The sequence below is a fragment of the Planctopirus hydrillae genome (genome assembly GCF_001707835.1).
GTDB classification, from domain to species: Bacteria; Planctomycetota; Planctomycetia; order Planctomycetales; family Planctomycetaceae; genus Planctopirus; species Planctopirus hydrillae.
The window spans coordinates 31,167-43,477 of sequence record NZ_LYDR01000158.1; the positions used below are offsets into that span (position 1 = coordinate 31,167).

At 52.3% G+C, this 12,311-nt stretch carries 11 protein-coding genes; 2 read left to right on the top strand and 9 right to left on the bottom strand.

Annotation, left to right across the window (positions count from 1 at the left end; translation table 11 throughout):
• Nucleotides 1–61: 61 nt before the first annotated feature.
• The 3 genes from gatA to A6X21_RS21910 all read right to left on the bottom strand — a co-directional run bounded on the left by gatA (nucleotide 62) and on the right by A6X21_RS21910 (nucleotide 2,604).
• Nucleotides 62–1,567 (bottom strand): Asp-tRNA(Asn)/Glu-tRNA(Gln) amidotransferase subunit GatA, encoded by a 1,506-nt coding sequence (gatA, locus tag A6X21_RS21900; protein ID WP_205847508.1) that lies wholly within the window; start codon nucleotides 1,565–1,567, stop codon nucleotides 62–64.
• Between the two features lie 93 nt (nucleotides 1,568–1,660).
• Nucleotides 1,661–1,981 carry an Asp-tRNA(Asn)/Glu-tRNA(Gln) amidotransferase subunit GatC gene (gene gatC / locus A6X21_RS21905; RefSeq protein ID WP_068852856.1) on the bottom strand — a complete coding sequence of 107 codons (321 nt, stop codon included), beginning with the start codon at nucleotides 1,979–1,981 and terminating at the stop codon, nucleotides 1,661–1,663.
• A gap of 362 nt (nucleotides 1,982–2,343) precedes the next feature.
• Nucleotides 2,344–2,604: a large ribosomal subunit protein bL28 gene (locus A6X21_RS21910; protein ID WP_068853390.1), complete on the bottom strand. Its 261-nt coding sequence runs from the start codon at nucleotides 2,602–2,604 to the stop codon at nucleotides 2,344–2,346.
• A 538-nt stretch (nucleotides 2,605–3,142) separates the two neighbouring features.
• Here A6X21_RS21910 and A6X21_RS21920 point away from each other — a divergent pair.
• Nucleotides 3,143–3,400 carry a carbon storage regulator gene (locus tag A6X21_RS21920; protein ID WP_068852862.1) on the top strand — a complete coding sequence of 86 codons (258 nt, stop codon included), beginning with the start codon at nucleotides 3,143–3,145 and terminating at the stop codon, nucleotides 3,398–3,400.
• A gap of 7 nt (nucleotides 3,401–3,407) precedes the next feature.
• Here A6X21_RS21920 and A6X21_RS21925 read toward each other — a convergent pair whose 3' ends face one another.
• The 6 genes from A6X21_RS21925 to A6X21_RS21955 form a co-directional block, all read right to left on the bottom strand.
• Complete coding sequence (locus A6X21_RS21925; protein ID WP_068852866.1) at nucleotides 3,408–4,679, bottom strand: bifunctional 3,4-dihydroxy-2-butanone-4-phosphate synthase/GTP cyclohydrolase II; 1,272 nt, start codon at nucleotides 4,677–4,679, stop codon at nucleotides 3,408–3,410.
• Between the two features lie 283 nt (nucleotides 4,680–4,962).
• Nucleotides 4,963–5,268 (bottom strand): hypothetical protein, encoded by a 306-nt coding sequence (locus tag A6X21_RS21930; protein WP_068852869.1) that lies wholly within the window; start codon nucleotides 5,266–5,268, stop codon nucleotides 4,963–4,965.
• A 60-nt stretch (nucleotides 5,269–5,328) separates the two neighbouring features.
• Complete coding sequence (glnD, locus tag A6X21_RS21935) at nucleotides 5,329–8,016, bottom strand: [protein-PII] uridylyltransferase (RefSeq protein WP_068852872.1); 2,688 nt, start codon at nucleotides 8,014–8,016, stop codon at nucleotides 5,329–5,331.
• Between the two features lie 309 nt (nucleotides 8,017–8,325).
• Nucleotides 8,326–8,664: a P-II family nitrogen regulator gene (locus tag A6X21_RS21940; protein WP_013110531.1), complete on the bottom strand. Its 339-nt coding sequence runs from the start codon at nucleotides 8,662–8,664 to the stop codon at nucleotides 8,326–8,328.
• Between the two features lie 327 nt (nucleotides 8,665–8,991).
• A complete protein-coding gene (locus A6X21_RS21945) occupies nucleotides 8,992–9,330 on the bottom strand; it encodes a P-II family nitrogen regulator (RefSeq protein ID WP_068852874.1) in 339 nt (112 codons plus the stop codon).
• Nucleotides 9,331–9,601: 271 nt separating this feature from the next.
• Entirely contained in the window at nucleotides 9,602–10,921 is a 1,320-nt protein-coding gene (locus A6X21_RS21955) for an ammonium transporter (RefSeq protein ID WP_240490368.1), read from the bottom strand.
• A 297-nt stretch (nucleotides 10,922–11,218) separates the two neighbouring features.
• Here A6X21_RS21955 and A6X21_RS21960 point away from each other — a divergent pair, with 297 nt between their 5' ends.
• Entirely contained in the window at nucleotides 11,219–12,265 is a 1,047-nt protein-coding gene (locus A6X21_RS21960) for a prepilin peptidase (RefSeq protein WP_068852883.1), read from the top strand.
• The last annotated feature ends 46 nt before the right edge of the window (nucleotides 12,266–12,311 follow it).

Here is a 12,311-nt window from a genome sequence, read left to right on the forward strand (position 1 = left end):
CAAAAACAGACGGAGGGGAAACAGTGGAAAGATCATCGGACGACTGGTTGTCCATTGGCCATTACCCGCCTGCAACTGGCGGCAAACGATCAATCCAGGGGCGGTCGATTTCAAGCATTCGAGCGGCACGCAAGAGGCGGCTTTCGGTAAAGACCGGCCCTTGCAACTGCAATCCCACTGGCAGGCCACTGGCCGTCCAACCGGCAGGTATCGAAATTGCCGGAATCCCGGCCAGATTCGCAGCGATGGTATAGATGTCTGACAGATACATGGCCAAGGGGTCGTCTGCCAGTTCACCCAGCTTGAAGGCGGGTGTGGGTGTCACCGGGCCGGCAATCACATCGCACTGCTGGAATGCTGCATCAAAATCCTGGCGGATCAAACGCCGGATCTGCAGGGCTTTGACGTAGTATTTGTCGGCATATCCGGCTGACAAAGCATAAGTTCCCAGCATGATGCGACGTTTGACTTCCGAGCCAAAGCCTTCTCCCCGACTGGCCGCATACAGAGATTCCAGATCTGCAAAGTTTGGACTGCGATAGCCATAGTGGATGCCATCAAATCGGGCGAGGTTACTCGATGCTTCCGATGGGGCGATAATGTAATAAGTGGCTACCGAATACTTGCTGTGAGGAAGCTCGACAGGAATAAGCTTCGCACCGCGACTTGCGTAAACTGCCAAAGCCTCTTCGACGATTTTCTGAACCTCGGGATCGAGCCCTTCACCAAAATACTCTTTAGGAACTCCAATCCGGAGATCAGTGAGTGGAGTATCGAGTGTTTGCAGATAATCTTCGGTCGGTGTGTTCACACAGGTGGAGTCGTGCGGGTCGTGGCCGGCAATGGTCTGCAGTAAAGCCGCGGCACCGAAAACATCGAGTGAGAAGGGACCAATCTGCTCCAGAGAACTGGCAAAAGCCACCAGTCCGTAACGTGAAACTCGGCCATAGGTCGGCTTGAGACCTACAACTCCACAAAGGGAAGCGGGCTGACGAATCGATCCACCTGTATCACTCCCCAGTGAGCCCGGGACCATGCGTGCTGCCACGCTTGCGGCAGAACCACTGCTGGAACCACCCGGCGTGCGTGTGAGGTCCCAGGGATTATGGGTTAACTGGTATGCGGAGTTTTCACTCGACGATCCCATGGCAAATTCATCGAGATTGACGCGCCCCAGAGGAATGGCCCCTGCGGCATTGAGGCGATCGATGACCGTTGCTGAGTAAGGCGAAACATAACCTTTGAGGATGCGACTGGCACACGTGGCTGGTTGACCTGCTTCGCAGATGGCATCTTTGATGGAAATGGGAAGACCATCAAGGGGGCCTCGAACTTCCCCGGTTGATCTCCGAAGATCACTGGCTTCTGCTGCCTGAAGTGCCCGTTCACGGTCGATGTGCAGGAAGGCTCCAATCGAGCCATCTCTTTTATCGATCGCGTTAAGGCAGGACTCGACGATTTGGCGGCTCGTGGTTGTTCCTGAATTCAATGCCTTGAAAAGAGATCCAAGTGAAGAAGTTCCAGTGCCACTACCTGTTTTCAGGGAACCGCCGGCTTCAAGAGTCACCAAAATTCTCCTTCAGGACACTGTCTCTCAATCGAAATAAGTCAGACCATTTCAGCAAGCAAGACATTCTGTGTGATGGGACCCGTTCTGAGCTTAGCCAAGAATATTGGGAACCAGAAACGACTTGCCATCTGTTTTCGGGGCATTTGCGAGAGCCAGCTTTCGAGGAAGAGATTCCACAATAAGATCGTCTCGAAACACATTCTCGCAGGGAACGGCGGAAATCATGGGTTCGATGCCTGTCGTATCCACTTCGCGGAGGACCGTCATGAATTCGAGAATCTTGCCAAGCTGATTCGCGTAGATCGCGAGTTCATTCTCGGTGAGCTTCAGTCGCGCCAGGCGAGCAATTCTCGCCACATCGGAAAGTGGGAGAGCAGGGCTGGTTTCCGTTGCCTGTTGTGGTTGAGTCATCAAGCGGTGATCTCCCAAAAGGTTGGGTAGTACAAGTATGGCCAAGCTCATCATGAAGTTTGGCCCACTCATGATGAAATCAGGACAACATGGAATACAAGCGAGGATGAAATACAGAAGCCCGACCAATCTTCCTCAATCGTATGAGGAGAATCGTCGGGCTCATAAACTAATCGTCAGGGGCTTGACTGTAAACTCGCTGATAGATTCAACAGCGATCAACCGACACCGCGTGAGTGAGTCATCGCCAGAAATTGATCACTCGTTGGGTTCTTCAGGCAAACCCGAGAGAAAAATCGACGAGAAATTCAGATGCGACTATACCGGTCAATCCAGCACACTCGCACTATCAAACATTCGGGCTAAGCAGTGGGAAGTGTGAATGGCTTGCGGACAACCTTCTTGGCCACAACCCCTGAGCGGATGCACTTCACGCAGACCATCATCTTCTGGCTGCTTTCGCCAACCTGAACGTTGACAGATTGCAGATTGGGGCGGAAGACACGACGGGAAATCCCCGTAGTCTTGCGACCGTTACCACCCAGGTACTTCGCCTTACCACGCTGTTGAAGCGTGTTGCCGAAAGTCACTGATTTGTTACAGAGATCACATTGAGCCCCCATGGGGTCATCCTCTCGTCTGCGGAAGTCCAATTCGCCGAAATGCGAGTTTTCAGTCCGAAAACACGCAAGAAAGATTTTCAAGTATAACTGCTCAGAGTCAGCTTGCAATCGAGCCGCCACGATTTGCTGGCCTTTCCGGCGACAGCATGACAAATGGGCATGGATCACCCGGAGGTCATCATGTGGTCACCAGTCCGCTTCGAACGGGAATCGGCTTTAGCAAAAAGTTTTACGACTTTCTGGATCTTGCGGTTTGTCGCGGTTTACACAGGTTTCTGGCTACTGGTTTGTAAAAAAGTGCTGGGAACCACAGTCGGCAGATTTTGCCGAAGATTCGCTGGTGAATTGCAAGTGTCTGATTCGTAGAGAGTTGTGTTGAATTGCACGCGGAGATTTCTTTGGATTTTCATCATGGCATGCAGATCGCATAGAGATTCTACCATGCCAGGCAGGCACCCATGACAACCAGGTTTGTTGTCGGGTGAGTCACAAGGAGGAGTGACAATTGTCCACTGGAGCGTAGAGAACGGAGTCGATCATGCTGGTGTTGACACGCAAGAAATCGGAATCAATTCACCTCGGAAATGATATCGTCATTAAGGTCGTTCAGACGGGGAAAGGAGCTGTCAAAATTGGCATTGAAGCTCCCGCTCATCTCCGGATCGTGAGAGGTGAACTGGCAGAAAATGGATCAGCCATGCTGGATGCCGCCTTTGCCGCATTCAAAGCCAATTTTGATGCAGCACAACCGGAGGACGACCATTCTCAAGAGCTGGCCGAAGTCGTTGAGTGCTGATTTCAGGTCAATGGGGTGGGTTCTCATGGGGAGAGGATTGAACCACAATTTCGGCAGGTAACAGATGCCCCATTTTGTCTCGTTTAGTTGCCATATAATGGCGACGATTTTCATCATCCGGGGCGATAATAGGAACCTGCTCAACCACATCGAGATCGAAGGCTGGAAAGGCCTGCATTTTCTTAGGATTGTTCGTCAGTAATCGAATACTCGATAACCCGAGGTCTTTAAGAATCTGCAGGCCGATCATGTAATCCCGGCTGTCGGATTTGAAGCCGAGTTTGTGGTTGGCTTCGACCGTGTCATAGCCTTCATCTTGAAGCATGTAGGCTTTCAGTTTCGCAGTCAGACCAATTCCACGCCCTTCCTGCGGCAGATAAATCACAGCGCCGGCACCGGCGCTGTTGATCATTCTCATTGCCAGGTGAAGCTGGTCGCCGCAATCGCAGCGAAGAGAGTCCAGAACGTCACCTGTAAAGCAGGAGGAGTGGACGCGCACGAGAGGGTTAGTGGCTGATGCCAGGTCTCCCCATACGAGCGCGAGTGGCTGTTGATCATCGTGTTCGACACGATAAGCAATCACTTTGAATTGACCATACTCCCGGGTATTCAGGGGGACTTCCGCTTCTCTGGACACCAGTTGCTCCCGCAACCGGCGATAGCGGATGAGCTGCTCGATGGAAATAATTGGCATTGAGTGTCTGACAGCGAGTTGTCTCAATTCAGGGAGTGCGGCCATACCCTGGCCAGATTCGCTCAGGATTTCAATCAGCACACCCACTGGCTCCAGCCCGGCAATCTTCATCAGATCGACAGTAGCTTCGGTGTGTCCAGAACGCCTTAAGACACCACCCTCCTTGGCCAGTAGAGGATTGATATGGCCAGGCCGGACAAAGTCATGCCGCGAGGACTTCGGGTCGGCCATTGCCCTGATCGTCATGGCCCGGTTTTCACTGGAAACACCAGAACCTGCATGACGATGGTCCACGGGCGTCAGAAACAAGGTGTGATTCGGAGCATCATTCTGTGAGCTGTCCACAATCGGAACCAGACCTTGTCGATCGGCCGCTTCTTTCGTCAGGGGAACACACAGAACACCGGCTCCGTACCTGAGCATGAAGGTGACCATTTCTGGCGTGATCGATTCGGCAGCACAAACGAAATCCCCTTCGTTTTCCCGCTCTTCGTCATCGATCACAATAATGATTCGACCATTTTTGAGAGCCGCAATGGCTTCATCAATCGTGCTCAGTCCTTCGATTGGCTGACCTGTATCCATAGGAACCTGTGTCGTGGCAAATATCCTCGCACTACTCGCATAGATGGACAATCTTCTATGGAATGTTTGCGAAAGTCTGTCTGAAGCGGGCAATGGCACTGATGCGGGGAACCAGATTTCTGCTTTGCAATTGCTTTGTTTTCGAAAGCTAAGCAGAGATCTGGCGGGACTCCCTATTGTATCATAGCAGTGCCATCGATCCGTTGGCACCCAGGCGCAGTCAGATTGGATGCAGCGGTCACAGCTCCGGGAAATGGCGGGCCGTCGAAGACTCGAAAGCCGCTTATCTGGGACGAGACAGCGTTAAACTGCCAATGACTGGAAAAGGTTCGTCATCCAGATCGAGTTTGACAGTAATCTCTTCACCATCGATATCGAGAATAGTCATGACACAGTTTTCGAGGCGAATGACATCGCCAACTGCGACTTCCATTTCGCAATAGTGCACCACGAGTTCTCCGAAGAGCGGGACTCTGCCCATGCCGCTGGCGGGTTCGAAATTCTCCAGCTCTGTGAGAATATAGCCACGAGGTGATTTTTCACCAATCCCTCTTCTCAATCTCTGGAATTGCGAGCCATTAACCAGCATGGACTCACTAATTCATGAGAAAAACGTGATTCCCTCGGGAAGTGAGATCAACAAGTCTTGTCAAACATAATTGACTCGTGAAATACACTCGTGGAGCAGCAACTCCAGCTTCTGCAATCGTTCGGGATCACTGATCTTCTGATGACGCTTGTCGGTGATATAAAACACATCGACCACCTGATCCAGATGCGTGGAAATTTTGGCCAGCACAATCGAGAGTTCAAGCTCAAAAAGCTGGCGACTGATCGAGTAGAGCAGCCCGGGGCGATCATGAGCGAAGATATCTACAATCGTACATCGCTCAGACGATTCATTATCGATTAACACCTGCTCAGGAAGATCAGAAAACTGGCCCGCGATCAGTGGTCTGGAAAAAATCGTGCGCCGCCGACGTTCAACAAGCTGATTCACATTGGTTTCACCCGTCAGCACACTCCGGATTGTGCGGCAGACTTCATCAAGGCGGAACTGGGGAACTTCATTTGAGTGATCGATATCGTTCACCCTGAAGCTGTCGATGATCACGCCTTCGGTTGTCGTCGAGATCTGGGCAGAAAGAATTTCCATTCGCTGGGAAGTCAAGGCCCCCGCAATCTTATGGAAACATCCTTCCGCAACACTTTCCCGAGTGATAATTCGATACTCGACGGAGTTGGTTTCGGGTTCATAACGGCCTGAAATATGAATTTCGTCTGGTCTGCGTTCCATGACAATTCGCAGATCCGATGAGATTCTCTCGACCGAATTTCCCTGCAGGTAATGGCGCGGAAGTGTGGTAAAGAGTTGCTTGACCACTTTGGCAATTCTCTCTTTTTCTTCCCCGGTTGTCGGACGGGAAAGTTCATCCACCACCGCTGAGAGAACTCTCGACTGGAGATCAATCATCTGTGGCATGTCGCTGTTGCCAGAAAGTGCCTGCATCGCACCACTGAAAAGGTTATCCAGCAGTTCGGCCTTCCACTCGTTCCAGACTCCAGGGCCAACTCCCGTGATATCTGCCGCCGTTAAGACATAGAGCATTCTCAGACGATCAACAGTACCCACTTCATGAGTGAAACGGAGCAGAACATCAGGGTCAGTCGTGTCCCGGCGAAAGGCCAGATGGGCCATCATCAGATGCTTGTGGACGAGAAAGACAACAGTATCCCGGTGATACGATGCCATGCGAAACCGCTGAGCCGCTTCAATGGCCAGTCGTCTGCCAACTTCTGAGTGATCTTCTTCGTATCCTTTGCCGGCATCATGCAGCAGCAGTGCGAGAAACAGGACATCACGATGTCGAATTTCACGGAAGGCTTCTCCGAGTGGCGATTGTAACTCGGCAAAGGACTCTGCTGCTTCGATGGCCCTCAACGTGTGTTCATCAACCGTAAACTGGTGATACTGATTGAACTGTAAAAGACACCTGACATGCCGGAAGCAGGGGAGTACCAGTTCCAGCACGCCGGTTCGGTACATGCTTCGCAGAATTCGGCTCACGCAGCGGGAGCGGCTTAAGATGTCGAGGAAAATCCTTCCCGCTTCGACTGTCAACGTTTCGGGGAGTTCGCGCGTTCTGGTACTGACAAATTCTTCAAGATCGTCGGCGAAAGGTACCTTGTACATTGCGGCCGACCAGTAGAGCCTGAGAAGGTCTTCCAGCGATGCCAACTGGTTGCGAAAACGCCGGGGAACATCGATCTGGTCCGGGCTGATTCGATAAATCGTATCGACCCGGTGAGTGACGACAGGTCTCCAGAGGACATCCTGCCAGCGCGAGGGCAAATGCTTTCTCACCAGTCGTGTGGCCAGTTCAGAGACAGTACTCGTGTGTCGGAAATACTCCTGCATGAATTTTTCGACGGCGAGCTGCCCACCACTGGCCTCGATGCCGCGATCCTGGGCAATTCGTACCTGTTCACTGCGGGTGAGGATATCGTTGGCCCGCCCTGCAGCTAAATGCAGTGTCAGTCGAATCGAGAGCAGATAGTCATAGGCCGTCACGAGTCTTAACAGTTCATCTCGCGTCATTAAACCAGCCAGACGCAAAGCTTCCGGGTCACTTGAACCAGTTCTCAACTGGCTGAGCCAGCGAATGAGATGGATATCCCTCAGACCACCGGGAGAGCGTTTCACATCAGGTTCGAGTTCCTGGTTGGTGGCACCATGGGCAGCTTGTTCCTTGTCTCTTTCGGCAATCGATGAAGAGAGTATGGTGTGCAGTCGACCTCGAACGACATTCCATTGGAATTTCCGCATCAGATCATCGAAGAGTGGTTTGTGGCCGACAAGCAATCGGGCTTCCAGCAGCGAGGTGGCAAACTGAGTGTCGTCCCGGGCCATGCGAATGGCATCGGGGATCGAGCGGGTGCTGTGCCCCAGTTTGAGTCCGGCATCCCAGCAATCTCTCACAAACTGTGCGGCAAATTCATGCCACCTCTCACCTCCGGCAGTCCGATGCACAATCAGCAAATCGATATCCGAATAGGGGGCCAGATCGCCGCGTCCGGTTCCTCCCACAGCAATCAGGGCAATTGCGGAGGATAATTCCGCGCGAAACTCGGCCGGGTATTCTGTGAGGATGCCGTTCCAGAGCTGGTTGAGAAGATCATCCACCTGTTCGGAAAACCAACTGGTGATCTGCAGGCCCGTGGAGTGCTGGGCAATTCGAATGGAGATCTGCTGTCTGAGTTCGTCCAATCGTTGCCGGGCGGCCGGCAGACGAAGTGCACGCTCAGTGGGCAGAGTTTTGCAGGAGGCTGTAGTCATGAAGCGTCAGTGGCAGCAGTTGTTTCGTCAAAGTTGATGTTCAGGAGAAACCTGATAATCGTTAAGGCAGAACCAAATCGTATTCTCGACAATAGGGAATTTAGCACAAGTGAAGATCACTCTGACGAAATCGGCCGATTTCAATGCGAGAAAAATAGAAATTGAAGGACGACGAATCGCTGGAATCGATACTGTCCAGAAGGCGGAGCTTGAAGAGCGAATGAAAACAGCGGCGCAATGATTGTCAATTCAATCATTCGCCGCTGTTGACGGTGATCAATGCATGATCGCGGATAGCTCGACCGGAGGTTAGATCGCTTCCGGTCCGGTTTCGCCAGTACGAATTCGAACCACTTCGGCCAGCGAGGTCACAAAGATTTTTCCATCACCAATTTGCCCGGTTCGAGCCACATTGGTGATGGTCTCAATGGCCTTGGCAACTTCAGTGTCAGAAACGACCACTTCGAGTTTGACCTTGGGGAGGAAATCGACGGTGTACTCGGCGCCGCGGTAAGTTTCCTTGTGGCCGCGCTGACGACCGAAGCCTCGAACTTCAGTCACGGTCATCCCCTGGATTCCGATCTGAGTGAGGGCGTTCTTGACGTCTTCAAGCTTGTAGTGACGCAGCACTGCTTCAATCTTCTTCATGCGACCAATGCCTTCCTCTGAAAGAACGGAAGCCGGCAAATCCACCCGCACTGGTGGAGTGCCCCGGCGTTTCGGACAATAAGTCCGAATGTGACGACTGCTCAGCGACTGATAGCCATTTTTGCGGTGAGCAGCCAACGTCCGCAAAACTGGCAGGTATCAGCGAGATTCGTCACTCCCGCCGACTATACACACAACTCAGCAGGTTTTGTGCCCGATTTTGCCCTAAATTTTGGAAGAGGGCAGAACTTGATGGCGATCCGGAGGGCATCGCATCAACCGGCTGCCCTGCGAGGATTGACTCTCAACGAATGAGTGGAAGGCTTGTCAGACCGCCTCGTCACCCATTTCCCCAGTGCGAATCCGAATCATTTCGTCGATGTTGGTGACGAAAATCTTCCCATCGCCAATCTGGCCCGTTTGTGCTGCAGCAATAATCGTACTGATCACCTTGGGCTCTTGATCATCCGAAACCACAATCTCCAGTTTGACTTTCGGCAGAAAATCGACGGTGTATTCCGCTCCACGAAACGTTTCCCGATGACCTTTCTGTCGCCCGAAGCCACGAACTTCACTGGCAGTGATGCCCTTCACACCCGCTTCTGTCAATGCTTCCTTGATCTCCTCGACTTTGAAATGGCGAACGATGGCTTCAATTTTTTTCACAAGACCATTCCTTCACGTGGAAATCAGGGCGTAGAGATCGGCAAACCGCCAATCGAATTCGGCAGCGTGAGGCTGTCGAATTCCCGGGATCACTGCACGAACAACCAATAATCGCATTTTTCCTGGAGGGATTTCGACAGGGATCAAATCAGGATTGATCCACTTCGAATCCTCGATTGTTGTTACGTACTGAAAAATGCGTGCCGCTGAATCAGAGGGTCTTGTTTTGATACGGATCACCGTACCAAATGTGGCTTAGTGGTGGTGAGGTTCAGTGGAAGATGTAGCCTTCTTCGCCATGCTCTGCGATATCCAACCCCTGGAGTTCTGCCTGCTGAGAGACGCGTAACCCCAAGCTGGAATCGATGATTTTCAGTAAAATGACCGAAATGAATGCGGCGTAAAGGGCTGTGACCAGGGCCGCGATCACCTGATAGAGAATCTGCTCGGGATGTCCATCAATTAATCCCAGCGGTTCAGTCCCTCCTTTCATCATGCGAGTCGCAAATACACCCGTCAGAATGGCACCCAGCAAACCACCCACACCATGAATTCCGAAAGCGTCCAGCGAGTCATCGTACTGGAAGGCATTTTTCAGGCGGGTACAGGCGAGGTAACAAACCGCTCCTCCCATGATTCCCATTAGTAATGCACTTAATGGTGAGCAGGTCCCACAGGCCGGAGTAATCACGACCAACCCAGCGACAGCACCTGAGCATGCTCCCAGCAAAGTCACTCGGCCATGGCTCAACCATTCCATCAAAGACCACCCGAGAAGACCGGAAGCAGCGGCCATGTGAGTCGCCGTAAATGCTGCAACAGCAAGGGGATTCGCTGCCAGGGCACTCCCGGCATTAAAGCCAAACCAACCGAGCCATAACAACATCGCACCCAGGGCGGTGTATGTCAGATTATGGGGAGGCATGGGTTCCTGACGAAACCCTAACCGGTTGCCAATAATAATGGCACAGATGAGTGCTGAGACCCCGGAAGTGATATGCACTACGGTTCCACCCGCAAAATCGAAAGCTTTGCACCATGGGTTCGTGGTATTGAACTCGCTGAACCAGCCAGTATCTGACCAGATCCAATGGGCAACGGGGCAATAGACGAATGTGCCCCATAACACAGAGAACCAGCAGACCGATGCAAATCGCAATCTTTCGGCAAAAGCACCACAAATCAGCGTGGGTGTAATGATGAAAAACATCATTTGAAACATGAAATGAGACATCCGCGGGATGGTTCCGACGGCAGGAATCGTCTGGCCAGATTCACCATTTGTCGGCAGAACTCCATTCATGGCGACGAAATCGAAACCCCCGACGAATCCGAACGAGTAGGGGAGATCGGGGGCAAAAACGAGACTGTAGCCATAGAGCAGCCAGATCACTGACATCAGTCCGGTCAGACTGACGCATTGCATCATGATGCTGAGAATGTTCTTCCGGCGAACCAGACCTCCGTAAAAGAGAGCCAATCCGGGAATGGCCATTGCCAGGACCATGGCCGTGGCAATCAGTACAAACGCAATGTCTGCTGGGACAAATGGTTGCGTCGCTTGTGCAGTTGTGACATCATTTGCGGGCACACTTCGGGAACCCCCGATTATCAAGGCCAGAATTGTGATTATTGTTAATCGTGCTGACCATGGGCCCTTTTTTTGTGCAGTCATCGACACAACAACCCTTCTAGCGAGATTTTTTTGAGGTTTTTCAGCGAAACGCAAAGCCAACATTTGATGAGTTTAACCTGTTGCTTTGATTTTGGGCAGCGAGTGCCACACTTTCAGTCATGGAGAAGCACGACCCAGGATGTTGTTCAGTTGGCAGCGGATCTGCTGGAGTGACAGTAACGACCTAACGACAGATCGACCGAGAAACTTTTGATGACTTCGTTGGCACTCATTCCCGTCGCAATCCTGGTGAGTTTCATTTCCAGCCAACTTGCTTTACGGGAAGCGGCACTCTGGGGGATTTCCCTAGCGAAACCGATATCGAAGCCGTCAGCTTTCCTGTGGGGGTTGCTCTTCTGGGTGGGTGCGGCCGGATTATGTATCAGCGAAACCTGGGGAGCCGGCATTAGTAGATCTCCCCGGCAGTTCACTGTCGAAGGGCGTGGGAATATCGAGGGCGCCGAACTCGCCAGCAGTGATTTCGAAGCGGATGTAAAAAGAGGATTTTCAGACAGAGTTCACCGGTTCCTGACTGGGGGAATCACTCCTGCCGATGTGATCGCGATCGTCTTTGTGACTCTCATTGTGACGGCCATGCGTGTCGATCTGGCAACGATGACGATCCCGGATCTGATCACTCTGCCGGGACTGATTGCCGGACTTGTCTTCTCACTTTTGTTCCCACTGCATGAGCTTGTTCCTGTCTGGGGAGTGTCGTCTCTCGATTCAACTTCGGTCTCATTTGATGCATTAGCAAGTCAGCGTTCATTCTTCGCCGAACAGGGAAGGGCGGTATTACGATGGTTTGCTGGAGTCGTTTGCGGTGCTGGTGTGATCTGGCTGATACGACTGGGAGCTGGTTGGTCTCTGCGAACAGAGGCTCTGGGATTTGGTGATGTCACTTTGATGGCGGCAGTGGGCGGGTTTTTAGGGTGGCAGGCTACTTTATTATCACTGATGCTTTCCCCCGTCATCGGCATCGGGCATGCCGGGATCGCCCGCTGTTTTGGAAAAGCTGTGCTGATTCCCTTTGGCCCCAGCCTGGGAATCGCGGCTTTTGTGATCGCCTGGAATTGGAGTTGGGTCTGGTCTTGGGCCTCGACTTATCTGAATGACCCAGTGATGGTACTTGTCCTGGGAGGTCTGTCTCTGGGGGGATTTGCTGCCGGTATGCTGTTGCTGAGAGTCGAAAAAACGCCTCTCGAACAGCCGGAAAAGTCGCGCGATAAATCGAAAAAGTCAAAGCGCCGCCGAAAGTGAGCCTGGATCTGGCTTTGGTGAAACCGGCATGACTCCAATACACGGT

Excerpts from the sequence above, each read along its gene's own strand:
- A6X21_RS21930 (WP_068852869.1), bottom strand. The coding sequence starts at position 5,268 with ATGCTGGTTAATGGCTCGCAATTCCAGAGATTGAGAAGAGGGATTGGT.
- A6X21_RS21960 (WP_068852883.1), top strand. The coding sequence starts at position 11,219 with ATGACTTCGTTGGCACTCATTCCCGTCGCAATCCTGGTGAGTTTCATT.
- glnD (WP_068852872.1), bottom strand. The coding sequence starts at position 8,016 with ATGACTACAGCCTCCTGCAAAACTCTGCCCACTGAGCGTGCACTTCGT.
- A6X21_RS21940 (WP_013110531.1), bottom strand. The coding sequence starts at position 8,664 with ATGAAGAAGATTGAAGCAGTGCTGCGTCACTACAAGCTTGAAGACGTC.
- A6X21_RS21920 (WP_068852862.1), top strand. The coding sequence starts at position 3,143 with ATGCTGGTGTTGACACGCAAGAAATCGGAATCAATTCACCTCGGAAAT.
- A6X21_RS21910 (WP_068853390.1), bottom strand. The coding sequence starts at position 2,604 with ATGGGGGCTCAATGTGATCTCTGTAACAAATCAGTGACTTTCGGCAAC.
- A6X21_RS21925 (WP_068852866.1), bottom strand. The coding sequence starts at position 4,679 with ATGGATACAGGTCAGCCAATCGAAGGACTGAGCACGATTGATGAAGCC.
- gatC (WP_068852856.1), bottom strand. The coding sequence starts at position 1,981 with ATGACTCAACCACAACAGGCAACGGAAACCAGCCCTGCTCTCCCACTT.